We start from the raw sequence: 22,748 nt of genomic DNA, 5'->3' as shown, positions 1-22,748 counted from the left end.
TGTGATCCACGTTATCGCCTTCTACCTGTTCGCCATTCTGGTGGTGAGCAGCGGCGCGCTCACGATATTGTCGCGCAACCCGGTCCATTCGGTTCTCTGGCTGATCCTGGCCTTCTTCAACGCGGCCGGCCTGATGGTCCTGCTCGGCGCCGAATTCATCGCGATGCTGCTCGTCATCGTCTATGTCGGCGCGGTCGCCGTGCTGTTCCTGTTCGTGGTCATGATGCTCGACATCGACTTCGCCGAACTGCGCGCGGGCTTCGTCAGCTACCTGCCCTTCGGCCTGCTGATCGCGGCGGTGCTGCTGGCGGAAATCGTGCTGGGCATCGGCCTGTGGAGCGCGGGTCCGATCGAGCTGGCGCAGCGCGCCGCGCCGGCAAACCCCGAACTCAGCAACATTCAGGCGATCGGCGGCATTCTTTATACCCGCTACATCTTCCTGTTCGAAGCGGCGGGCATCGTCCTGCTGGTCGCGATGATCGGCGCCATCGTGCTGACCCACCGCGCCCGTGGCGGCGTCCGTGGCCAGAATGTCGCGAAACAGAACCGCCGTCGTCCGCAGGACGCCGTGCGCAACATCAATCAGCCCGTGGGGCAGGGGGTGGAGCTGTGATCGGCCTTCAACATTATATGGTGGTCAGCGCCATCCTCTTCGTGATGGGGGTGCTGGGCATCTTCATCAACCGCAAGAATGTCATCATCATCCTGATGGCGATCGAACTGATCCTGCTCAGCGTGAACATCAACCTCGTCGCCTTCAGCGCCTTCCTGGGCGATCTGGTGGGGCAGGTCTTCTCGATGTTCGTGCTGACCGTCGCGGCGGGTGAGGCGGCCATCGGTCTTGCTATCCTCGTCATTTACTTCCGTGGTCGCGGCACCATCGCCGTCGACGATGTCAACCGGATGAAGGGCTGAGCCGCTACCCATGATCCAGCTTATCGTCCTTCTCCCGCTGCTGGCTGCTGCCATCGCCGGCCTTGGCAACAAGGCCCTCGGCAAGCTGCCGGCCAAGATCGTCACCACCGGCGCGCTCTTTGCCTCCTGCGCAATGAGCTGGCCGATCTTCATCAGCTTCCTGACCGGGCACGCCGAACCCTATGTCGCGCCCGTCTTCACCTGGATCCAGTCGGGCAGCTTTGATGCCCAGTGGGCGTTGCGCGTCGACACGATGACGGCCGTCATGCTGGTGGTCATCACCAGCGTGTCGAGCCTCGTCCACCTGTATAGCTGGGGCTATATGGACGAGGAGCCGGATCAGCCGCGCTTCTTCGCCTATCTGTCGCTCTTCACCTTCGCGATGCTGATGCTCGTGACGGCCAACAACCTGCTCCAGATGTTCTTCGGCTGGGAAGGCGTGGGCCTGGCGTCCTACCTGCTCATCGGCTTCTGGTTCCGCAAGCCCAGCGCAAATGCGGCCGCGATCAAGGCGTTCGTCGTCAATCGCGTCGGCGACCTCGGCTTCATGCTGGGCATTTTCGGCACCTATCTGGTGTTCAACACCATTTCGATTCCGGAAATCCTGGCCGCCGCGCCGTCGATGGCCGGTTCGACCATCGGCTTCCTGGGCCACCGCTTCGACACGATGACCGTGCTCTGCCTGCTGCTGTTCATCGGTGCGATGGGCAAGTCGGCGCAGCTTGGCCTCCACACCTGGCTGCCGGATGCGATGGAAGGCCCGACCCCGGTGTCGGCACTGATCCATGCAGCCACAATGGTGACCGCGGGCGTGTTCATGGTCTGCCGCCTGTCGCCCATGTTCGAAACGTCGGAAACGGCGCTGACCGTCGTCACCTATGTCGGCGCCGCGACCTGCCTGTTCGCCGCGACCGTCGGCACGGTGCAGAACGACATCAAGCGCGTCATTGCCTATTCGACCTGCTCGCAGCTGGGCTACATGTTCTTTGCCGCCGGCGTCGGCGCCTATGGCGCGGCGATGTTCCACCTCTTCACCCACGCCTTTTTCAAGGCGCTGCTGTTCCTGGGCGCCGGTTCGGTCATCCATGCGATGCACCATGAGCAGGACATGCGTTACTATGGCGCGCTGCGGAAGGAGATCCCGATCACCTTCTGGACGATGACCCTGGGCACGCTGGCCATCACCGGCGTGGGCCTGCCGCTCGTCGGCGTCGGCTTCGCCGGCTTCTACTCGAAGGACGGCATCCTGGAAGCGGCCTATGCGTCGGGCGGTGCGGGCATCGGCGCCTATTTCGTCGGTGTGTTCGCCGCGCTGCTGACCAGCTTCTACAGCTGGCGCCTGGTCTTCCTGACCTTCTTCGGCAAGCCGCGCTGGGCCGCTTCGGAGCATATCCAGCACGCCGTCCACGGCCATCATGAAGGGGCGGACGAGGAAGGCGACGGCCATGGCCATGACGTCCATGCTGACGCGCATGACGATCATGGTCATCACAGCCAGGAACTGACCGGCACGGCGGGCTATCATCCACACGAAAGCCCTTGGGTCATGCTCACTCCGCTGGTGGTGCTGAGCCTGGGTGCCGTCTTCGCCGGTTTCCTCTTCCACGACCAGTTCATCGGTTCGGAAGGCGGCATCGAATTCTGGAAGAACGCCCTGGCGTTCGACAGCCATCTGATGCACGCCGCGCATGAAGTGCCGACCTGGGTCAAGTTCGGTCCGTTCACGGTGATGCTGACCGGCCTGGTCATTGCCTGGCTGAGCTACATCAAGTTCACCGACTGGCCGCAGCGCTTCGTCGCCACCTTCGGCGCGCTGTACCAGTTCCTGCTGAACAAGTGGTATTTCGACGAGCTGTATCACTTCCTATTCGTCAAGCCCGCCTTCGCCATCGGCCGCTTCTTCTGGAAGTTCGGTGACGTCGGCTTCATCGACCGCTTCGGGCCGAATGGCCTGGCTGCTCTGGTCGTGCAGGGCAACAAAGTTACCCGTCGGCTTCAGTCCGGCTACCTCTACACCTATGCGCTGGTGATGCTCATCGGGCTCGCCGCGGCTGCAACCTGGGCGATGACACGATAATGGACGGCTTCCCCATCCTTTCCCTGATGATGGCAGTGCCGATGGCCGGCGCCATCGCCTGCCTGTTCGCGAGCGCCAACAGCGCGCGCTGGATCGCGCTGACCGCTACGCTGGTCGATCTGGTCCTGGGCATCGCCCTGTGGGTCAATTTCGATCAGTCGGGCGGCGCGGCCCAGTGGCAGTTCCAGGAATATGCGCCGATCTTCGGCCGTTTCGCCTGGGCGCTGGGCATCGACGGCATCGCCCTGATGCTGATCGCGCTCACCGTCTTCCTGATGCCGATCTGCATCGGCGCCAGCTGGCAGGCGATCGAGAAGCGCGTCGGCGAATATATGGCCGCCTTCCTGTTCATGGAGGTGCTGATGATCGGCGTCTTCACGGCGCAGGATCTCTACCTCTTCTACATTATGTTCGAAGCCGGCCTGATCCCGATGTACCTGATCATCGGCATCTGGGGTGGCGCGGACCGCATCTACGCTTCTTACAAATTCTTCCTCTACACGCTGCTCGGCTCGGTCCTGATGCTGATCGCGATGATGTGGATGGTGCATGAAGCGGGCACGACCGAAATTCCGGCGCTGATGGCCTATAATTTCGATCCGCATGTCCAGACCTGGCTGTGGCTGGCCTTCTTCGCCAGCTTCGCGGTGAAGATGCCGATGTGGCCGGTCCACACCTGGCTGCCCGACGCGCACGTTCAGGCACCGACGGCGGGTTCCGTGATCCTGGCGGGCGTGCTGCTGAAGATGGGCGGCTATGGCTTCATCCGCTTCTCGCTGCCGATGTTCCCCGAAGCCTCGGCGCAGCTCGCGCCGCTGGTCTGGGGTCTGTCGATGGTCGCGGTGGTCTATACCAGCCTCGTTGCCCTCGTTCAGTCGGACATGAAGAAGCTGATCGCCTATTCGTCGGTCGCGCACATGGCGATCGTCACCGTCGGCCTGTTCGCTTTCAACCAGGCGGGCATCGAGGGCGCGATGATGGTCATGCTGGGCCACGGCCTTGTCTCGGGCGCGCTCTTCCTGTGCGTGGGCGTGATCTATGATCGCCTCCACACGCGCGAAATCGCCCGCTATGGCGGCCTGAGCATCAACATGCCCAAATATGCGGTGCTGTTCATGCTGTTCACCATGGCATCGGTCGGCCTGCCGGGCACCAGCAACTTCGTCGGCGAATTCCTGGCGCTGATGGGCATCTACCAGGCGTCGAGCTGGGTGGCGCTGGTCTGTACGACGGGCATCATCCTGGGCGCGGCCTATATGCTCTACCTCTACCGCCGCATCTGCTATGGCACGCAGGTCAACGCCGATGCCGCCGCGATGCCTGACCTGTCGGTTCGCGAAATCTGGCTGCTCGCGCCGATCGCCGCCGCAGTCCTGTGGATGGGCGTCTATCCGGAGAGCTTCCTGGCGCCCATGCGATCCGACATCCGTGCGCTCGAAGCGCGTCTCGCTCCCGCAGCCCCTGCGGGAGATTCGAAGATCACCATGGGTGCGCCCAAGCCGCAAGGCGAGGCCCACCATGAAGAAGCACCTGCAATGTCTCATGAAAAAGCGTCGGGGGAGGCGCACTGATGATTGATTCCGCTTCCCTTCTGGCAGTCCTGCCGGAACTCATCCTGACGGCGGGCGGGCTCATCCTGATGCTCGTCGCGGCCTATGCCGGCGACGGCTCGGCCCGTGTCGTCAACTGGCTGTCGGTGCTGACGCTGATCGCGGCAGGGGCGGGCCTCTCCTGTTCGCTGGCGCATGGCCCGGATGCCTTTGACGGGCTGGTCCGCGCCGACGCTTTTTCCGTGTTCGCCAAGGCGCTGATCTATGGCGCAGCGGCCGCAGCGATCCTGCTGGCGCCGCGCTTCTTCTCGGTCGGGGGGCATCCGCGCCCCGAATATCCGGTGCTGATCCTCTTCGCGGCTATCGGCATGGGCATGATGGTGTCGGCGGGCGACCTGCTGACCCTCTATGTCGGCCTGGAGATGAACAGCCTCGCCTCCTATGTGCTGGCCAGCTTCATGCGGCAGGACGAGCGTTCTTCGGAAGCCGGCCTCAAATATTTCGTGCTGGGTTCGCTCGCGAGCGGCATTCTTCTCTACGGTTCGGCGCTGCTCTACGGCTTCACCGGTACGACATCGTTTGACGGCATTGCGGTCGCGATGGGTGACGGCCTGTCGAATGGCGAGCTGTTCGGCATGGTATTCCTGCTCTGCGGCCTGGCGTTCAAGATCAGCGCGGTGCCGTTCCATATGTGGACGCCCGACGTCTATGAAGGCGCACCGACCCCGGTCACGGCCTTCTTCGGCAGTGCGCCGAAGGTGGCCGCCATTGCGCTGACCGTTCGCGTCGCGATCGAGGCGCTGGGTCCGGCGGGGCTGGACTGGCAGCAGATCGTGATCTTCGTGGCGCTCGCTTCGATCCTGTTCGGTGCCGTCGCGGCCATCGGCCAGACCAATATCAAGCGGCTGATGGCCTATTCGTCGATCAACAATGTCGGCTTCGCGCTGATCGGCCTGGCCGCCGGGACGCCTGCCGGCGTCGCTGCGACCATGAGCTATATGGCGATCTACGTCCTGATGACGGTGGGCGCTTTCGCCTGCATCCTTCAGATGCGCGATGCCGAAGGACGCCCGGTCGAAACGATCGCCAGCCTCGCGGGGCTGTCGCGCTCGCGCAAGGGCCTCGCCGCCGCTTTCGCGATCTTCATGTTCTCGATGGCCGGTATCCCGCCGCTGTTCGGCTTCTGGGCGAAGTTCCTGGTGTTCGATGCCGCAGTTGCAGCGAACCTGACGCTGCTGGCGGCGTTCGGTATCGCCATGTCGGTGATCGGCGCCTTCTATTATCTGAAGATCATCAAGACGATCTATTTCGATGAGCCGGCGGCGCCGTATGAAGCCAAGGGCGGCCCGGTCGAGAACGTCATCCTGACGGCCTGCGCCGTCGTGATCGTGCTGGGTTATCTGCTCAACCCCCTATTGGATCAGGCGAGCGCCGCCGCTGCGGCGTCGCTCTTCTGACCTTCCTCCGCTTCGTCGAGGAAACCGGCTCCACCAACGCCGACATGCTGGCGTTGGCGGAGCAGGGAATGCCCGAAGGCGGCTGGCTGCGCGCCGGCCGCCAGACCGGGGGCAGGGGGCGCATGGGCCGCGCCTGGGAAAGCCCGACCGGCAATCTCTATTGCTCCACCTTCGTGCGGACGGTGGCGAGCGATCCGATGGCGCACACATTGGCGCTGGTCGCCGCCAATGCCGTCCATGCGCTGGTCGCGCCGCTGTGCGCGGGCCAGGCCCGGATCAAATGGCCTAACGACATATTGGTCGACGGCGCCAAGATCGCCGGCATCCTGCTGGAGAGGGTCGGCGACGCCATCGTCATTGGCATCGGCATCAACGTCACCCATTATCCGACCGGGCTTGACCGTCCCGTGACCAGCCTGGTCGATCAGGGCGCGGTCGATGCGGAGGCCGGCCCGCTGCTCGAACGGCTGGCGCAGCTTTTTGCCCACTGGCTGTCCATCTGGCGGGCGCAGGGGCTTGAACCCGTCCGGACCCATTGGCTGCTCAATGCCCATCCAGGCGGCACGCCGATGCGCGTGATCCAGCCCGACGGGGAGGTCGTGGAGGGGGCGTTCGACACGCTCGATCGACAGGGGATGCTGATCCTTCGCTTGGCGAATGGGCAGAGCCGTGCCATTCACGCCGGCGACATCATTCTGACCTGAAGGGGCGGAGCCAATGCTTCTCGCGATCGACGCGGGCAATACCAATGTCGTTTTCGCCTTGCTGGAAGGGCGGGACATTCGTGCGCGATGGCGCATCGCGACGGATCCCCGCCGCACCGCCGACGAATATGCCGTCTGGCTGCATCAACTGCTTCAGCTGGAAGGCTATGCGATGACGGATGTCGACGCCGTCATCATCGCGACCGTGGTGCCGCGCGCGCTGCATAATCTCCAAGTCCTGGCCGACAAATATTTCAAGACCGAGGCGTTGGTGGCCGGACAGGCGCCGGTGGAGTGGGGCATCGAGCTGGACGTGGCCGAGCCGGCGTCGGTCGGGGCGGACCGGGTTGTAAATGCCATCGCGGCCCACCATCTCTACCAGGATGACCTGATCGTCATCGATTTCGGCACCGCGACGACATTCGACGTGGTCGATTATAGCGGCGCCTACAAGGGCGGTATCATCGCGCCGGGCATCAACCTGTCGCTGGACGCCCTGGTCGCCGCTGCGGCGAAGCTGCCCAAGATCGCGATCGAGCCGCCCGAAAGCCGGTCGGTGATCGGGCGCAGTACCGTCGATGCGATGCAAATCGGCGTCTTCTGGGGCTATGTGGCGATGATGGAAGGTCTGGTCGCGCGCATCCGCGCGGAGATCGGCCGTCCTGCCAAGGTGATTTCGACGGGGGGCCTCGCGGTCCTCTTCAATGACAATAGCGATATTTTCGATGCGATCGCGCCGGACCTGACCATTCAGGGGTTGGCGCTGTTGTACGAACGGAGTTTGAAAACAGAATGATACCCAAGGATGAGCTGCTCTTCCTGGCCCTGGGTGGGTCGGGCGAGATCGGCATGAACGTGAATCTCTACGGTTGCCAGGGCAAATGGGTGATGGTCGACCTTGGCCTGACCTTTGCCGACCCGGCCTATCCGGGCGTGGAATTGATCCTGCCGGATCTCAGCTTCATCGAGGAGCGGCGCGACGACCTGCTCGGAATCGTGCTGACGCACGGGCATGAAGACCATATCGGCGCCATTCCCTATCTGGCCGCCGACCTTGGCGTGCCGCTTTACGCGACGCCCTTCACCGCAGGGCTGATCCGGCTGAAGCTGGAAGAGGAAGGCCTGACCAAGGACGTCCAGCTCAACGTCATCGAGAATGAGGGCAGCTTCCATCTCGGACCGTTCGGTTTCCGTTACGTGCCGCTGGCGCACTCGATCCCGGAGGGCAATGCCGTCCTGATCGACACGCCCTATGGCCGCATCTTCCATACCGGAGACTGGAAGCTGGATGAGCGGCCCTTGCTGGGGCAGCCGTCGACGCCGGAGGAACTGACCGAGATCGGCGACGCTGGCGTGCTGGCGCTGGTATGCGACAGCACCAATGTCTTCAATGACAAGGCCAGCGGTTCCGAAGGCGATGTGCGCGAGGGGCTGATGCAGACGATCACCGGGGCCAAGGGCCGTGTGCTGGTGACGACCTTCGCGTCGAACGCCGCGCGCGTGCAGACGCTGGGCGAGGTCGCGGCGGCGACCGGGCGCAAGCTGTGCGTCGCCGGGCGCTCGCTCGACCGCATCATCAGCACGGCGAAGGCCGCGGGCTATCTCAAGGATTTCCCGCCGACGATCGACTGGGACGATGCGATGGCGCTGCCCCGCAACGAGGTGATGATCATCGCTACGGGCGGGCAGGGCGAGGCGCGCGCGGCCTTGGCCCGCATCGCGTTCGACAGCCATCCGATCAAGCTGGCGGAGGGCGACCTGGTGGTGTTCTCCTCCAAGCAGATCCCCGGCAACGAAATCGCGATCGGCCGCATCCAGAATGCGCTGGCGACGGCCGGCGTGCTGATGGTGACGGATCGCCAGGCGGAGGTGCATGTGTCGGGCCATCCGGGTCGACCGGAACTGGAAGCCATGTATCGCTGGATTCGCCCCGAAATCCTGTTGCCCGTCCATGGCGAGCGTCGCCATATGGCCGAACAGGCGCGGCTGGGGCTTTCGAGCGGAATCCGCCACGCGCCGGTACAGTCCAACGGCGACCTGCTGCGTCTTGCACCCGGCGCGCCGGAGATTATCGGACGCGAGGATACCGGGCGGCTGGTGCTGGACGGTGACGTCATCCTGCCCGCTGACGGATCGACCATGAACGAGCGGCGCAAGCTGGGCCTCCATGGCCAGATCAGCGTCGCTGTGGCGCTCGACCGCAAGGGCAAGCTGATCGGCGATCCCGCGCTGCGGACGCAAGGCGTTCCGGTGGAGGAGGACAAGGCGGCATTCCTGGCCGAGGCGGCGGAGGAAGCTGCGGCGGTCGTCCCGAAGGGCTCGCAGGAGGAGGAGGCGCTGCGTGAGCGGGTGCGCCTGGCCGTGCGTCGCACCGCGACCCGCTGGACGGGCAAGAAACCGGTAGTGGACGTTCTGCTGATCCGCGCTTAATCTGATGGCATGAACTGGTACGCGATCTTTGCCATTTATTTCCTGATGTGGGTCGTCAGCGCCTTCATCATGCTGCCCTTCGGCATTCGGACGCCCGATGAAACGGGGGAGGTGCTGCTGAAGGGGCAGGCGGACAGCGCGCCCAGCAATTTCCGGCCGGGCAGGGTCGCCCTTCGCGCGACCCTGCTGTCATTGCTGCTTTTCGGGCTTTATTATGCCAATTATGTCCAGGGTTGGCTGACCGTCGACATGCTACCCGGCTATCGCGCATCCTGATGAGCGACGCCACGGTCCGCATTGTTCCTGCAGGTCCGTCCCATGTCGAGCGCTGGGCGTTGATGCGCGCCGAACTTTGGCCTGACGCATCACTTTCCGAGCATCGCGACGATATTCTCGCCCAGTTGAAGGGCAAGGACGCGCAGGCCGCGTTCCTGGCACTGGACCAGCAAGGGGACGTCATCGGTTTTGCCGAAGCAGCGCTGCGGCATGATTATGTCAACGGATGCGAAAGCAGTCCGGTCCTTTTCCTGGAGGGGATTTTCGTCGAACCGTCGATGCGTCGAAGCGGGATCGGCCGTGCGCTGGCCGATGCCGCCAAGGCGTGGGGACAGACGCATGGCTGCACGGAAATGGCGTCCGACGCCAACATCGCGCATGAATCCAGCCACGCCTTCCATGCTGCACTTGGCTTCGCTGAAACCGAACGTGTCGTCTTTTTCCGCAAGGCTATCGGCTGAGCGACGGGCGCTTTACTGCCGCAGTCGCTCGATCGCCTGGGCCAGCGCGACATAGAGCTTGCCCATGTCGGACGAGAGGATGGCAACGCCCAGCGCATTGCCATCCCGCGCCGACAGGATGATCCGCAACATCGCCTCGAAATCATGGATATAGCGGTTCACATGATCGCGAAATTCGGCGTCATTATCATAATGAAGCGCGATTTCCCGTGATTCGCCGGCATCGAGCAGCTTGACGGCGCGGCGGGTGAACACGCCCCGGTCGCCCTTGAGATAAGCGGACCATGCCGAGTCGGTGACGTCGTTGGACAGGATCTTGGCGACGTCGATGGCGGTGCTGTTGAGCGATTCGATCAGCAGGGCGGAGCGGCGGGCGAAATGGTCCCGATCGCGATCCTCCGATGCCTGTTGCGCCTGCTCGATCCGCTGCTCCAGGCTCGCGCTGGTATCGGCAATGGTCAGCAACTGGCGCGTCAGCCGTTCGGAAGCCTGATGGGCGGCCTTGACCGCCTCCTCGGCCACGCGGGCGACCTGCTCGATCTGGGCCGTCGTCGTCTCGCCGATCGCCGCCTGCATCGCCTGTTCGCTGGCGTCGGCCAGTTGCCGGGCAGCGTCGGGAATGGCGCGGCCCAGTGCCTGGCGCGCCCGCTCAGCAGCCTGTTCGGCGGTGTCCTTGACGCGCAGCAGAGCTGTCACCAGCAGCGGGCCGGCGCCCTCCGTGATGCGGCTCGCGTCCTGATGTGCGGCGTCGAGCGCCGCGCGCAGCCGGTCGACCAGTTCGCGATTGGCCTCCAGCCCGCCCTGCGTGCTTTCGAGCCATTCGGTCAGGCGGCTTCCCTGGCCGCGCAGCATGGATTCCGCTTCCTCGGCGCGGCCGACCAGGGCCTGCGAAATCGCTTCGAGATGCTCCATTTCGGGCGTGGCGCTGCCGAGTAAGGCCCGGCTCTGCTCCAGACGGCCGTCGAAGCGATCGAGCGCGGCGGGATAGGTCTCGTCCAGTTCGCGAACGCTCGAATCCAGGGCGACCAGCAGTGTTTCCGCGCTGCCGATCAGCTTTTCCGCCGTCATGCCGCCGGCGGCCAAGGCATTGTCGATGCGCTGCGTTTCGGCCGCCAGTCGCGACAGCGCCTGGGTCAGGCGCTCGCTGCGCGCCAAGGCGCTGTCTTCCAGTGCGGCGAAGCGATCCTCGGTCGCCGACACCGTGTCGAGCAGGCCGCCGTGCAGGCCGGATATCAAGGCGCGCTGGCCCTCCATCAGATCATTGATCTGGTGCAGGCGGCTTTCTACGTCGGCGATCGTGTCGGACAGGCCGGCCACCGTATCGGTCCCGATCGAGTCCAGATGCGCGCGCGAGCGGGCGATAATCTGTTCGAGCGCTTCGGACTGGCTGCCGAGGCGTCCGTCGGTCAGGGCAAGAGCTTCCTCCGCCTGATTCAGCGCCGCATCGAGACGGCGGCGCAAATCGGCTTCGATTGCGTCCATGTCCTGCGCGAGCCGGCTGGTCAGTTCATCGCTGGTCCGGCCGATCCCGGCCTGCGCCGCCGCGACCAGCGCCTGGAGCGTATCGGCACGGCGCGACAGGCCGTCGTCGGTGCTGGCCATCGTTTCCCGCACCGTCCCCAGCAACCGGTCCAGGCGCGCGTCCATCTGACTCTGCGCGGCATCCAGATCGCGGAGCAGCGCTGCGCGGACCGTGTCACTGGTGCTGGTCACGCCGGCCTGGGCCGCCTCGATCAATGCGGCGAGCGCGGAGGAATGGGCTTCCAGATCCTGACGGCTGCGATCCATAGCCTGCCGTGCGCCGAGCGCGGTGGCTTCTATCCGACCGGCGGCGATGTCCGCCATGCCAGTGACTTCGTCGGACGCAGCGCGGGTCGCCTCCTGCAAGTGGCCCAACTGGCTGGCAAGGCTCTTGGTTGCCGCCAGCGTGCGCGCGCGCGCCTCGTCCGATACTTCGGTAAGCGCGTGCAGCCGCGCTTCCAGCGTGTCGATGCGTTCGGCCAGGGCATGGCCATTGTCCATGATCTGCGCAGCCATGCGGCCGGTGCGGTCTTCCAGTTCGGGAATGGCGGCGATCAGCGCGTCCATGCGCGAAACCAGTGCGACACCCGCCCGCTCGGCGGCTTCGGCGCGATCCGCAGTCGTCTGCGCGCGGCCGGCGATCAGTTCCGCCGACGCTTCCATATTACTGCTGGCGGCCGCGCCATAACTGTCCAGCAACTCGGCCTGGTCCTGCATCGTCTGGCGCGCCGCCTCCAACTGCGCGGTGATGCGGCTGAGGCGCATTTCCAGCAGGTCGGCTTCAATCCTGAGCGCCCTGGCGGTATCCAGATAGCGGCGCGATTCCGACCGGCTGCTGCGCATCAGCAGCAGGTAAAGGGTGCCGAGCAGAATCAGGGGAACGGCCAGGGTTGCGACCGCGCCGGGCCAGGCGGCCGGGCCGTCACGCAGGTCGCCCGAAACGATCAAGGCCCAGAGGGTGAACGCCATCCATGCAAGGGCGACCAGACCCAGGACCATGCGTGTGCGCTTCACCCAGTTTTCCGTGATGCCGGCGCTCGAATCATCCTCGTCGAGGTCGAGAACGGGTTGTTTCAAATGCAAGATATCGTCCGCCTGCGCTGGATTGTTCGTCGCGATGCGTTCGTCGCGCCAGAACTCGACGATTGTGCTGCCCCCTGTCATGCGGCCATCCTAGCATCTTTTCCGCGAAGGCAAATGCCTCGTTACCAAAACTTAACGCAAGCCCGATAGCGTTGGTCGCCATGTCCTATGATCCTGGCGCCCTTGACGCCGCCTTGGCCGCCGCCGTCGGCGACGATCACATATTGATTGCCGACCTGCGTGTCGCCTTCATGGAAAGCGCCGCACGCCAGATCGACCTGCTCGGTCGGGCGCGCTGTGATGCGAACTGGCATCTTGCCGCCTGGCGGCTCAAGGGACTGGCGGCCAGCTTTGGCCTGACATCGCTGATGGCGCTGGCCGATGAAGCCGCCGATGCCGCGCCGGGCGATCCAAGGGTGTTGCGGCGGCTGAGCGCGGCGCTGGCTGCGCTGGAACAGGACTAGCAGCACCAGGGCGCACGGGCTGCTTGCGTCCTGCCGTCCACCTTGCGAAAAGGTCGGCCACATCATGAACGGGTCGATCGCGTAACAATATGAGCTTTGCGGCTATTCTGAGCGCCAGCAGGATGACGGTCGATTTGCCGGCCGGTCTCCGCGCGAGCCTGCATTTCGCGGGCCAGACGCTGGTCGAATATCAGGCGCGACAGGCGATCCGGGCGGGCGCCGACCGCATTTTGATCATGGTCAGCGTCATCACGCCCGCCTTGTCGCAGGCGGTCGACCGGCTGAGCGCCGACGGCATCGCCGTTTCCCTGATTCGCGACATGGTGACGATGGTCCGCGACGCCCCCCGTGATTCGGACGTGTTGCTGATGGCCGACGGGGCGATCATCGCGCAGGCCCATGTCGACAGTCTTGGCGCGGCCGATGGCAACATGCTGCTCGTCACGGACGACAGCCGGGCCAGCGCGCCGTTCGAGCGAATCGACGCGGGGCAGCGCTGGGCCGGCATCGCCCGCCTAAGCCCGTCCTTGCTGTTCGGCACGCTCGACATGATCGGCGACTGGGATCTGGCGCTGACGCTGGTGCGTGCCGCCGTGCAGGATGGCGCCCGTCGCGTCACCGTGCCGCAGGATGATCTGCTGGAAGGGCGGGTCGCGCTGGTCGAAAGCCAGGAGCAGGCCGATCTGGTCGCGCAGGCCGTGACATCGGCGGGTGCGGCAAGGGGTGTGGCGCGTGGTGGCATCGAGCATTTCCTGCTGGCGCCGCTCGCACGGATGGTCGGCCCGGCGCTGATGCGGATGCAGGTGCCCGCTACGCAGGTGCGGATCGGCGCCATGACGCTGGGCGCGATCGCGCTGGTGCCGGTAGAACTGGGCTGGACCCTGACGAGCTTCGCGTTGCTGCTGGTCGCGCTGTTGCTGGCGGAAACCGCCGATCGGCTCGATGAACTCGCGCTGCGGGCGCCGCCACGGAAATGGCTGGCCTTCGTCACGCCCCTGATGGCCCTGGCGGCGTTGATCGTGGCCGGCAGCAGCACGGAAGCGATGGACCTGGCCCTGCTGCTGGGCATCATCATGGTCGCGGATCGGTGGCGTCTGACGGGCCATGCCAGGCCGTGGATGATCCTGACCCCCGGTACTGCCCTGCTGCTGCTGATCCTGACCGGCGCCGTCGGCCTGCTGGACGATGGTTTCCGGGTCGCCACGCTGGGCGCGATCCTGTCCATGGGTGCGATGATCCTGCTGCGTCGATCGTCCGAATTCGATCCCAAGGTTTAGTGCATTTTAACGACGTGGGATTATGCTGCACCGCATGAGCGCCCATTTGTCCCTTGCCGGATCGACCGTGGCGGACAGCTGGCCTATGGCGCGAGTCATGGCGGGCATGTCCGCCATGCCGGTTGCGCACGCCATCGACCTTGCCTTCCTCTTTCCCGCCGCGCAGCCGCATCATGATGCGTTGATCGCCGAGACAAGGCGGCATCTGGGCGGATGCCTGACCGCGATCGAAACCGCGTTGCGTGTCGCGCTCGATCAGTTTCCCGAGATTGCCGGGATATTGGCGCTTTCACCCGATCCGCTTTGCTGGCGGATGATCTGCGACCAGCCGGCGCTGCTCAGCCCTGCGCTGCTGGCGCATATGCGGCTACGCGGCGCGGTCAGCCTGATGCTGCGGCAGTTGGGACAGAGAGACGCGGACATCGGCGAGCCGGTCGAGGCGGATGGTCAGGCGGTAGACCCGGCGCCCGGCGACGCCCTGGCCGCTCTGGCCTTGGCGGAAAGCCGTTGGATGACGCGGGGCGGTGAAGACTGGCCGATACGCCCGGACGTGCCCAGGGAATTTTTCACGGAAATGGTGTGGACCAGTTCCGCCTGCCTGGCGGAGGTGGCGCGCCGCGCCGCGCCCGATCGCGCCGACGTGATGTTGGCGGCGTTCGAGCGCGCCGGATGGGCGGTGCTGGCCGATCATGATGAAAGCGTCAGCCCGCTGATGGAGGCGGAGCGCCTGGTCCGGCGGATGGAGGAGCGGGCCGATGCGCCGGACTTGCTGGGCGCGGCGCTGGGCGGACGGCGTTTTCTGCTGTTTGCGGCGCTGGCCGCCCGACGCCTGCGCCTGACCATGATCCAGGTGGTGGACATATTGGTGATGGCGCCCTTGCCGCAACTCGCGGCGTTGTGCCGCTCCTTGGGTGGGTCGGACGGAGACTATCGCCATCTGCTGCTGACGCTGCGGCCGGTGCGTCCCTGGCTGACCGACACGATGGTGATCGTGGAAGCCGAACGCTATCAGCAATTGGACGAAGTGCAGGCCGACGCAATGGTCGCCGCCCTGCGCACGCCCGCATCCTTCCGGGCGAAGCTCGACCATCTTCTCAGCGTCAGGGCCGCGTGAACAGTCCCGCCCATCCCGGCGTGCTTCGGGCTGCGCTGGCCCCCGACGGTTGCCTGTTGAGCGCGGACGGACCTCTGCTCGCGTTGCAGCGCGAAGCGGGCGGTGATCTCGGCACGCCGATCGCGCTGCCCCAGATCGCGGCGGTGGCGCGCCTGTCGCGGCGGCTGGGCGTGGCCGTGTCCCGGCCTGTGGTGGCAGCAGCGGAGCGGGGCGACATCGACATGTGGGTGCGCGCGCGGCCGGAGGGCGAGGCCGTGCATCTGGCCATCATCGACTGGCATGAGCGTCCGGCCGCGACGCTGTCGCCCGATCCGGCGGCGCGCGATTCCGACATTGCCGCTCTTGCCGACGGCTGGATCTGGCAAATCGACACGCAACTGCGCTTTCAGATGACGCTGGCCGGCGATGACCGGCAAGGCGCGCTGCCGCCCGATGCGCCGGTGCCCGGCACGCGCTTTTCCGGCTATTTCGACCTTAAGCCCGACGAGGAAGGCGATATGGCGATGCTGCGCGGCCTGACGCAGCGGCGCGCCTTTAGCGGCCAGATCGCCGCGCTGGTCGGCAATGGCGACCGATTGTTCCGCCTTTCGGGGTTTCCGCTGTTCGACATGGCGGGGCAACTGATCGGCTATCGGGGCGCTGCCTTGCCGATGGAGCATATTGTGGTCGCGCCGTTCCGGGCCGACCCCGCCATCAGCCTCTATCCCGCAGATTTCAGCAAGCGGCTCGACCGGTCGCTGCGTCAGCCGCTGGGCAGGATCATCGCCAATGCCGACACGATCGGCGCCCAGATGGAAGGGCCGCTGCGCCCGGATTATGCGGATTATGCGCAGGACATCGCTTCGGCTGGGCGTCACCTGATGGCGCTGGTCGACGATCTGGCCGACCTTCAGGCGATCGATCGTCCCGATTTCAGCGTCGTCGCCGAAGAGGTCGACCTGGCCGATCTGGGCCGTCGCGCCGCCGGGTTGCTGGGGGTCAAGGCGCTCGACCGCGGGATCGCCATCGTCGCGCCGGAGACCGACTGCGCCGTCAACGCGATCGGCGAATTTCGGCGCGTACTTCAGATACTGGTCAATCTGGTCGGCAACGCCCTGCGCTATGCGCCGGAGGGCAGTCTGGTGCGGATCGTGACCGAACAGCAGCATGGCGAAGCGTGCATCATGGTGATCGACCAGGGGCCGGGCATCGCCATGGCCGATCGCGAACGCATTTTCGACAAGTTCGAGCGGCTCGGCCGCGATGATGCGGGCGGTAGCGGGCTTGGCCTCTATATTTCGCGGCGGCTTGCGCGCGCGATGGGCGGCGACATCCACATCGACGGCGAGCCGGGCGAAGGCGCGCGCTTCATCCTGTCGTTGCCGGCGATGGAATAGCAGCCTTCCTTCGGCTCGCCGGTCACGCCCCGCTTAACGGAGCCGAAACGGAAAACGGCGCCCCTTGGGAGGGCGCCGCTCTTCTTTCCAATGCTGGTCTCGTCGATCAGCGCTTGTCGACCGAAACATAGTCGCGCTGCGTCGGGCCGGTGTAGAGCTGACGCGGACGGCCAATCTTCTGCGCCGGATCCGAAATCATCTCGTTCCACTGCGCGACCCAGCCCACGGTGCGGGCCAGGGCGAAAAGCACGGTGAACATTTCGGTCGGGAAGCCGATGGCCGAGAGGATCACGCCCGAATAGAAGTCGACATTCGGGTAGAGCTTCTTTTCGACGAAATAGGGATCGTTGAGCGCGATCTGTTCCAGTTCCTTCGCCACATCGAAGATCGGATCGTTGACGCCGAGCTTTTCCAGAACGTCCTTCGCGGTCTTCTGCATGACGGTCGCGCGCGGGTCGTAATTCTTGTAGACGCGGTGCCCGAAGCCCATCAGGCGGAACGGGTCGTCCTTGTTCTTGGCGCGGGCGATATATTCCGGGATGCGATCGACGGTGCCGATTTCGCGCAGCATGTTGAGCGCGGCTTCGTTCGCGCCGCCATGGGCCGGACCCCAGAGGCAAGCGATGCCGGCCGCGATGCAGGCGAACGGGTTGGCGCCCGACGAACCGGCAAGGCGGACGGTCGAGGTCGAGGCGTTCTGCTCATGGTCCGCGTGGAGGATGAAGATCTTGTCCATCGCGTCCACGATCACCGGATCGGGCTCATATTCCTCGGCGGGGACCGAGAAAGTCATGCGCAGGAAATTGGCGGTGTAGCTGAGGTCGTTGCGCGGATAGACGAAGGGCTGACCCACCGAATATTTATACGCCATCGCCGCAATGGTCGGCATCTTGGCGATCAGGCGGTGGCTGGCGATCTTGCGCTGCAACGGATCGTTGATGTCGGTGGAATCGTGATAGAAGGCCGACAGCGCGCCGACGACGCCGCACATGATCGCCATCGGATGCGCGTCGCGACGGAAGCCGCGATAGAAGGTGGTCAGCTGTTCATGCACCATCGTGTGGCGCGTGATCGTGCGGGTGAAGTCGTCCAGTTCCTGCTTGGAGGGCAGTTCGCCGTTCAGCAGCAGGTAGCTGACTTCCATGAAGCTGGACTGTTCGGCGAGCTGGCCGATCGGATAGCCGCGATGCAGCAGGACGCCTTCGTCGCCGTCGATATAGGTCAGGCCGGATTCGCAGCTGGCGGTCGAGGTGAAGCCCGGGTCATAGGTGAACATGCCGGTCTGGGCGTAGAGCTTGCGAACGTCGATGACCTGCGGCCCAACGGTGCCATCCATGATGGCATAGTCGTTGCTCGCTCCCCCAATGGTCAAATTGGCTTTATTATCCGACATGTTTTTCTCCTTGAGTGCCATCAACCAGCCGTTGCGTGCCCTGCACCGGCCAGCCGTTCCAAGCTCTCCTCTTTCCCCAGAAGGAAGAGGACATCGAAAATACCCGGCGAGACCGTGCGGCCGGTGAGCGCCGCACGCAGCGGTTGCGCCACCTTGCCGAGGCCCAGGCCAGCATCCTCCGCCACGCGGCGTATCGCTTCTTCGATCGCTTCAACCGTCCAGGACTGGACGGGCTGGAGAGCGTCGGCTGTCTTGGTCAGCAGCGCGCGCGCGGAGTCGTCTAGCAGAGCAATTGCCTTTTCGTCAAAATCGAGCGGGCAATTTTTGAACAGAAATTCTGCTCCCTCCGCAATTTCATTAAGGGTTTTGGCCCGCGGCTTCAGCGAAGGCATCGCCTGGGTCAAAATGCCCAACTGGTTTTCGCTCAAAACCTTTCCGAGCCGCGCCTCGACCCGCGGCGCGACCAGCCCGGCCAGCCGCGAATCATCCGCTTCGCGCAGATAATGGCCGTTGAGATTTTCCAGCTTCTTGATGTCGAAGCGCGATGGCGATCGGCCGACGCCGCCGATGTCGAACAGGTCGATCGCGCGGGCGATCGAGATGATCTCCTCGTCGCCATGTCCCCAGCCCAGGCGCAGCAGATAGTTCAGCACCGCTTCGGGCAGCATCCCCATTTCGTCGCGATAGGCATCGACACCCAGCGCGCCGTGGCGCTTGGACAGTTTCGCACCGTCCGATCCGTGGATCAGGGGGATATGGGCGTAGACCGGCTCGTCCCAGCCCATGGCCTTGATGATCGTCAACTGGCGGAAGGCGTTGTTGAGATGGTCGTCGCCCCGGATGACGTGCGTCACGCCCATGTCATGATCGTCGACCACGACGGCGAGCATATAGGTGGGGGTGCCATCCGACCGCAGCAGGATCATGTCGTCCAGTTCCGCATTCTGGACGACGACGCGGCCCTGCACCGCATCCTCGATCACCGTTTCGCCGTCGCGCGGCGCCTTGATGCGGATGACGAAGGGCGCGCCTTCGGGCGCTTCGGCCGGATCGCGATCGCGCCAGCGGCCGTCATAGCGCATCGGCTGCCTGGCCGCGCGCTGCTGTTCGCGCAAGGATGCCAGCTCCTCGGGCGTCGCGTAGCATTTATAGGCATGGCCGGCATCGAGCAGTTGGCTGGCGACCTCGGCATGGCGGGGGGTGCGTTCGAACTGGAACACGGCCGGCTCGTCACCGGCCAGGCCCAGCCATTCGAGGCCGTCGAAGATCGCGGCCACGGCCGCCTCGGTCGAACGCGCACGATCGGTATCCTCGACGCGCAGCAGGAACTTGCCGCCATGGTGACGCGCGAACAGCCAGTTGAACAGCGCGGTGCGGGCGCCGCCAATATGCAGGTATCCCGTGGGCGACGGGGCGAAACGGGTCACCACCTGCTTGTTCATTCCCGTTGCACTTGCCGTCATATTCTTTGACATTCGCCTTAGCTGACCCATGAATGCGCCGCCCCCTAGCACGGCTTTTGAGCCACGACAAACCTCCCTTGGTGCGGGGCCGTGGGCGTGGGCGCGGGCGGCGCTGGAAGCCGTCGAAAGCCGGCTGGAGTGCGAGCGCGAGCAGATCGGATTATGGGTGCCGGTGGGGGCGGGCTGCGGCATTGCGGCCTGGTTCCTGCTGCCGCACGCGATGGGCTGGCTCGCCTTCTGCTGCGCGGCGCTGGCGATGGCCTGTACGGGGACCATGTTGCCGGCGGGAGGGCGGTTGCGGCGGATGATCGTGGCGGGCGCGATCCTGGCGTGCATGGGCTGTCTGCTGGTCTGGGGGAAGGCGAGCCTGCTGGGGCAGCCGCCGCTCGGCCGGGCGACATTCGTCGAACTGACCGGGGACGTGCTGTCCGAGCGCCGCGTGCCGTCGCAGGCTATCGTGCGCGTCATGCTCCGGCCGGTCGCCGCGCCGGGCCTGCCTGCGACGGTCAGGGTCAACATCGCGGATGCGGACGTGCCTGCCGGCCTGGGCGCTGGCGCGCGCATCCGGTTTCGCGTGCGGTTGATGCCGCCGGCGCCGCCATCCGTGCCGGGCGGCTATGATTTTGCCGCACGCGCCTATTTTCAGGGGATTGGCGCAACCGGCAGGGCGCTCAAGCCTGTGGAAGTCTTGCGTCCGTCGACTGCATCGCCGTCGCTGAGGGCGCGATTGTTCGGCCATATCGTGGAGCGCGTGGACGGGCCGGTCGAGGGGATCGCCGCTGCGCTGGCGACCGGGGATCAGGGCGCCATCAGTGAGGCCGATGCGGAGGCGATGCGGCGGAGCGGCCTGGCTCATCTGCTGTCGATCAGTGGGCTGCACGTCACCGCGCTGATCGGTGCCGTGATCTTCCTGCTGATGCGCGTCATGGCGCTCAGCCGGCGCGCTGTGCTGGGCTGGCCGCTGATGCTGATCGCTGCGACCGGCGGGGCGCTGGCGGGGATCGGTTACACCTTGCTGACAGGGGCCGAGGTGCCGACGGTCAGATCCTGTGTCGCCGCACTGCTGGTTCTGGGCGGGCTGGCGATGGGGCGCGATGCGATCACCTTGCGGCTGGTGGCGGCCGGCGCGCTGGTCGTGCTTCTGTTCTGGCCCGAGGCGCTGGTCGGGCCGAGTTTCCAGATGAGTTTCGCCGCAGTGACGGCATTGGTGGCGCTGGCCGAGCATCCGCGCTTTCGCGCCTTTGCCGCGGCGCGTGATGAAGGGATGATTCGCAAAGGCGGCCGTCTTCTGGCGGTGACGCTGGCGACCGGCGTCGCCGTCGAACTGGTGCTGATGCCGATCGCGCTGTTTCATTTTCAAAAGGCGGGCCTGTTGGGCGCCTTCGCCAACCTGATCGCGATCCCGCTCACCACCTTCCTGGTCATGCCGCTGGAGGCCTTGGCGTTGGCGCTGGACCTGGTGGGACTGGGGGCTCCGGCCTGGTGGGTGACGGAACAAGCGCTCAACCTGCTCCTGCTTCTGGCCCACAGCGTGGCCGCCAGTCCGATGGCGACCATGGTGGCGCCGGCCATGGGCGCCACCCTGTTCGGCATGACCGTCGTCGGGTTGCTGTGGTGCCTGTTGTGGCGGACGGGAATCAGGTGGCTGGGGCTGGCGCCGCTGGGCATCGGCATGGCGGCGACCCTGATGGCGTCACCGCCGGATGTCCTGGTCACGGGCGACGGACGGCATGTGGCGGTGCGGACGGAGAAGGGCATGGCGACCCTGCGCGCCGGGGCGGGAGACTATGTCCGCGACGTGCTGTCGGAAAGTGCGGGCCATGACGGTGAGCTGGAAGCCATCGCGGCGCTGCCGCAGGCGCGCTGTTCGGCGGACCTTTGCGCAGTCGGGTTGAAGGACGGGACGGGTCGAGACTGGCGGTTGCTCCTGACCCGCAGCGACATGCTGATCGCGCGGCGCGACTTTTCACGGGATTGCGCGGCGGCGGATATCGTCATCAGCGATCGGGGCCTGCCGCGCTGGTGCCGTCCGCGCTGGTTGAAGATTGACCGCCGGTTGCTGGCGCGCACCGGCGGCCTGTCCATCAGCCTGCAAGATGGCGAAGTTCACACCGTCCATCGACCGGGCGACGCCCATCCCTGGATCGTGCGCCCGAGGTCCGGAAAATCTCAGTTATAGCGGCGCAGCAGACCGGCGAGTTTGCCCTGGATACGGACCTGACGCGGATCATAGATCTGCGGTTCATATGCCGAGTTGGCGGGATCGAGCCGGACCCGGCTGCCTTCGCGCCGGAAATATTTGAGCGTCGCTTCCGCATCGTCGATCAGGGCGACGACGATCTGTCCCTCGCGCGCGACATCCGTGCGCTGGATCAGGGCGAAGTCGCCGTCGAGGATGCCGGCTTCGACCATCGAATCGCCAGATACTTCCAGCGCATAATGATCGCCCGCGCCGAGCAGCGCGGCAGGGACGGAGAGCATGGCCTGTCCCTCCATCGCCTCGATCGGAACGCCGGCCGCGATGCGACCGTGCAGGGGGATTTCGATCACGTCATTGGCGGCGATTGGCAGGGCAGGCGCCACCCTGGGCTGCGGCGCGACCGCAGGCGCCATCACCGGCGCGGGGGGGCGGTGCATGGCGTCGGGCAGCTTGAGGACCTCCAGCGCGCGAGCGCGGTTGGGCAGGCGACGGATGAAGCCGCGTTCTTCCAATGCGTTGATGAGGCGGTGGATGCCGGACTTGGAACGCAGGTCGAGCGCATCCTTCATCTCCTCGAAAGAGGGGGACACGCCGCCCTCCTCCAGCCGGGTCTGAATGAAGCTCAGCAATTCCTGCTGCTTGGGCGTCAACATCGCTGCGGTCCTCCGTGGAACGTATGAGGAACGCATAGGAAACACATGGGGATTAGTCAAGCGCCGAACGGCCGGTCGCATTTCGCGGAACGCGCGTCGTGGTCCGGGGGTTTCAATGCCACCCTCCACAGAGGGTATAGGAGAGTGACAATGGCCAACCAGAATGATCAGGACAAGTCCCAGCGCCGCGACCAGCAAGGCGGCGGTGGTCAGAGCGACCGTCAGCATCAGCAGGAAAACCGGCAGGACCAGATGGGCGACGAACGCCGCCAGGACAAGGCGCCGGGCAACAAGCAGCAACGCTGACCAAGCCGACAGATCAGCAGAAAGGGGC

General features: G+C 65.3%; 20 protein-coding genes. 16 read left to right on the top strand and 4 right to left on the bottom strand.

Annotated elements, in window-relative coordinates; translation table 11 throughout:
- The first annotated feature begins 1 nt into the window (after position 1).
- From A7Q26_RS01655 to aac(6'), 10 genes are read left to right on the top strand one after another with little or no spacing between them, the layout of a single operon-like run.
- The gene (locus tag A7Q26_RS01655) at positions 2-613 is read left to right on the top strand and encodes an NADH-quinone oxidoreductase subunit J (protein WP_066855633.1); all 612 of its coding nucleotides are present in this window, start codon (positions 2-4) and stop codon (positions 611-613) included.
- Positions 610-915, top strand: coding sequence for an NADH-quinone oxidoreductase subunit NuoK (nuoK, locus tag A7Q26_RS01650; protein WP_004211745.1), 306 nt, complete (start codon positions 610-612; stop codon positions 913-915). Before A7Q26_RS01655 ends, nuoK begins: the two co-directional genes overlap by 4 nt.
- 10 nt (positions 916-925) lie before the next feature.
- Positions 926-2,992 carry an NADH-quinone oxidoreductase subunit L gene (gene nuoL / locus A7Q26_RS01645; protein ID WP_066855630.1) on the top strand — a complete coding sequence of 689 codons (2,067 nt, stop codon included), beginning with the start codon at positions 926-928 and terminating at the stop codon, positions 2,990-2,992.
- The gene (locus A7Q26_RS01640; protein ID WP_066855627.1) at positions 2,992-4,563 is read left to right on the top strand and encodes an NADH-quinone oxidoreductase subunit M; all 1,572 of its coding nucleotides are present in this window, start codon (positions 2,992-2,994) and stop codon (positions 4,561-4,563) included. The genes nuoL and A7Q26_RS01640 overlap by 1 nt, the downstream gene beginning before the upstream one ends.
- Positions 4,563-5,999: an NADH-quinone oxidoreductase subunit NuoN gene (gene nuoN, locus A7Q26_RS01635; protein WP_066855624.1), complete on the top strand. Its 1,437-nt coding sequence runs from the start codon at positions 4,563-4,565 to the stop codon at positions 5,997-5,999. The genes A7Q26_RS01640 and nuoN overlap by 1 nt, the downstream gene beginning before the upstream one ends.
- Positions 5,996-6,703, top strand: coding sequence for a biotin--[acetyl-CoA-carboxylase] ligase (locus A7Q26_RS01630; protein ID WP_269747220.1), 708 nt, complete (start codon positions 5,996-5,998; stop codon positions 6,701-6,703). Before nuoN ends, A7Q26_RS01630 begins: the two co-directional genes overlap by 4 nt.
- A gap of 13 nt (positions 6,704-6,716) precedes the next feature.
- Positions 6,717-7,499 carry a type III pantothenate kinase gene (locus A7Q26_RS01625; RefSeq protein ID WP_066855618.1) on the top strand — a complete coding sequence of 261 codons (783 nt, stop codon included), beginning with the start codon at positions 6,717-6,719 and terminating at the stop codon, positions 7,497-7,499.
- Positions 7,496-9,133 (top strand): ribonuclease J, encoded by a 1,638-nt coding sequence (locus A7Q26_RS01620; RefSeq protein WP_066855615.1) that lies wholly within the window; start codon positions 7,496-7,498, stop codon positions 9,131-9,133. The genes A7Q26_RS01625 and A7Q26_RS01620 overlap by 4 nt, the downstream gene beginning before the upstream one ends.
- A 9-nt stretch (positions 9,134-9,142) precedes the next feature.
- The gene (locus tag A7Q26_RS01615; protein WP_066855611.1) at positions 9,143-9,409 is read left to right on the top strand and encodes a DUF1467 family protein; all 267 of its coding nucleotides are present in this window, start codon (positions 9,143-9,145) and stop codon (positions 9,407-9,409) included.
- Entirely contained in the window at positions 9,409-9,870 is a 462-nt protein-coding gene (gene aac(6') / locus A7Q26_RS01610; protein WP_066855609.1) for an aminoglycoside 6'-N-acetyltransferase, read from the top strand. The genes A7Q26_RS01615 and aac(6') overlap by 1 nt, the downstream gene beginning before the upstream one ends.
- A gap of 12 nt (positions 9,871-9,882) precedes the next feature.
- Here the strand turns inward: aac(6') and A7Q26_RS01605 are convergent, their stop codons facing one another.
- On the bottom strand, positions 9,883-12,555 hold the full coding sequence (locus A7Q26_RS01605; protein WP_066855606.1) for a hypothetical protein: 2,673 nt from the start codon (positions 12,553-12,555) through the stop codon (positions 9,883-9,885).
- A gap of 80 nt (positions 12,556-12,635) precedes the next feature.
- Here A7Q26_RS01605 and A7Q26_RS01600 point away from each other — a divergent pair, with 80 nt between their 5' ends.
- From A7Q26_RS01600 to A7Q26_RS01585, 4 genes are all read left to right on the top strand, one after another.
- Positions 12,636-12,938: a hypothetical protein gene (locus A7Q26_RS01600; protein WP_066856240.1), complete on the top strand. Its 303-nt coding sequence runs from the start codon at positions 12,636-12,638 to the stop codon at positions 12,936-12,938.
- Between the two features lie 89 nt (positions 12,939-13,027).
- Positions 13,028-14,215: a hypothetical protein gene (locus tag A7Q26_RS01595; protein ID WP_066855603.1), complete on the top strand. Its 1,188-nt coding sequence runs from the start codon at positions 13,028-13,030 to the stop codon at positions 14,213-14,215.
- Positions 14,216-14,249: 34 nt separating this feature from the next.
- Positions 14,250-15,329 carry a hypothetical protein gene (locus A7Q26_RS01590; RefSeq protein WP_066856237.1) on the top strand — a complete coding sequence of 360 codons (1,080 nt, stop codon included), beginning with the start codon at positions 14,250-14,252 and terminating at the stop codon, positions 15,327-15,329.
- A complete protein-coding gene (locus A7Q26_RS01585) occupies positions 15,326-16,705 on the top strand; it encodes a sensor histidine kinase (protein ID WP_066855600.1) in 1,380 nt (459 codons plus the stop codon). The genes A7Q26_RS01590 and A7Q26_RS01585 overlap by 4 nt, the downstream gene beginning before the upstream one ends.
- A 106-nt stretch (positions 16,706-16,811) precedes the next feature.
- Here A7Q26_RS01585 and A7Q26_RS01580 read toward each other — a convergent pair whose 3' ends face one another.
- Together A7Q26_RS01580 and gltX are read right to left on the bottom strand one after the other, a co-directional pair.
- Positions 16,812-18,098: a citrate synthase gene (locus A7Q26_RS01580; protein ID WP_066856234.1), complete on the bottom strand. Its 1,287-nt coding sequence runs from the start codon at positions 18,096-18,098 to the stop codon at positions 16,812-16,814.
- A 20-nt stretch (positions 18,099-18,118) separates the two neighbouring features.
- The gene (gene gltX / locus A7Q26_RS01575) at positions 18,119-19,561 is read right to left on the bottom strand and encodes a glutamate--tRNA ligase (protein WP_232313638.1); all 1,443 of its coding nucleotides are present in this window, start codon (positions 19,559-19,561) and stop codon (positions 18,119-18,121) included.
- A 28-nt stretch (positions 19,562-19,589) separates the two neighbouring features.
- Here gltX and A7Q26_RS01570 point away from each other — a divergent pair, with 28 nt between their 5' ends.
- Positions 19,590-21,740: a ComEC/Rec2 family competence protein gene (locus A7Q26_RS01570; RefSeq protein ID WP_084438939.1), complete on the top strand. Its 2,151-nt coding sequence runs from the start codon at positions 19,590-19,592 to the stop codon at positions 21,738-21,740.
- Here the strand turns inward: A7Q26_RS01570 and lexA are convergent.
- Positions 21,731-22,414: a transcriptional repressor LexA gene (gene lexA, locus A7Q26_RS01565; RefSeq protein ID WP_066855594.1), complete on the bottom strand. Its 684-nt coding sequence runs from the start codon at positions 22,412-22,414 to the stop codon at positions 21,731-21,733. The genes A7Q26_RS01570 and lexA overlap by 10 nt on opposite strands.
- A 150-nt stretch (positions 22,415-22,564) precedes the next feature.
- On the opposite strand from lexA, the gene A7Q26_RS25470 reads away from it, so the two are divergent.
- Positions 22,565-22,720, top strand: a complete 156-nt coding sequence (locus tag A7Q26_RS25470; protein WP_198162805.1) for a hypothetical protein — start codon at positions 22,565-22,567, stop codon at positions 22,718-22,720.
- The last annotated feature ends 28 nt before the right edge of the window (positions 22,721-22,748 follow it).

Source organism: Sphingobium sp. TCM1, assembly GCF_001650725.1.
Classification (GTDB): domain Bacteria; phylum Pseudomonadota; class Alphaproteobacteria; order Sphingomonadales; family Sphingomonadaceae; genus Sphingobium.
Note: the sequence above shows the minus strand (reverse complement) of the source record. Positions and strands in the feature narration are given on the sequence as shown.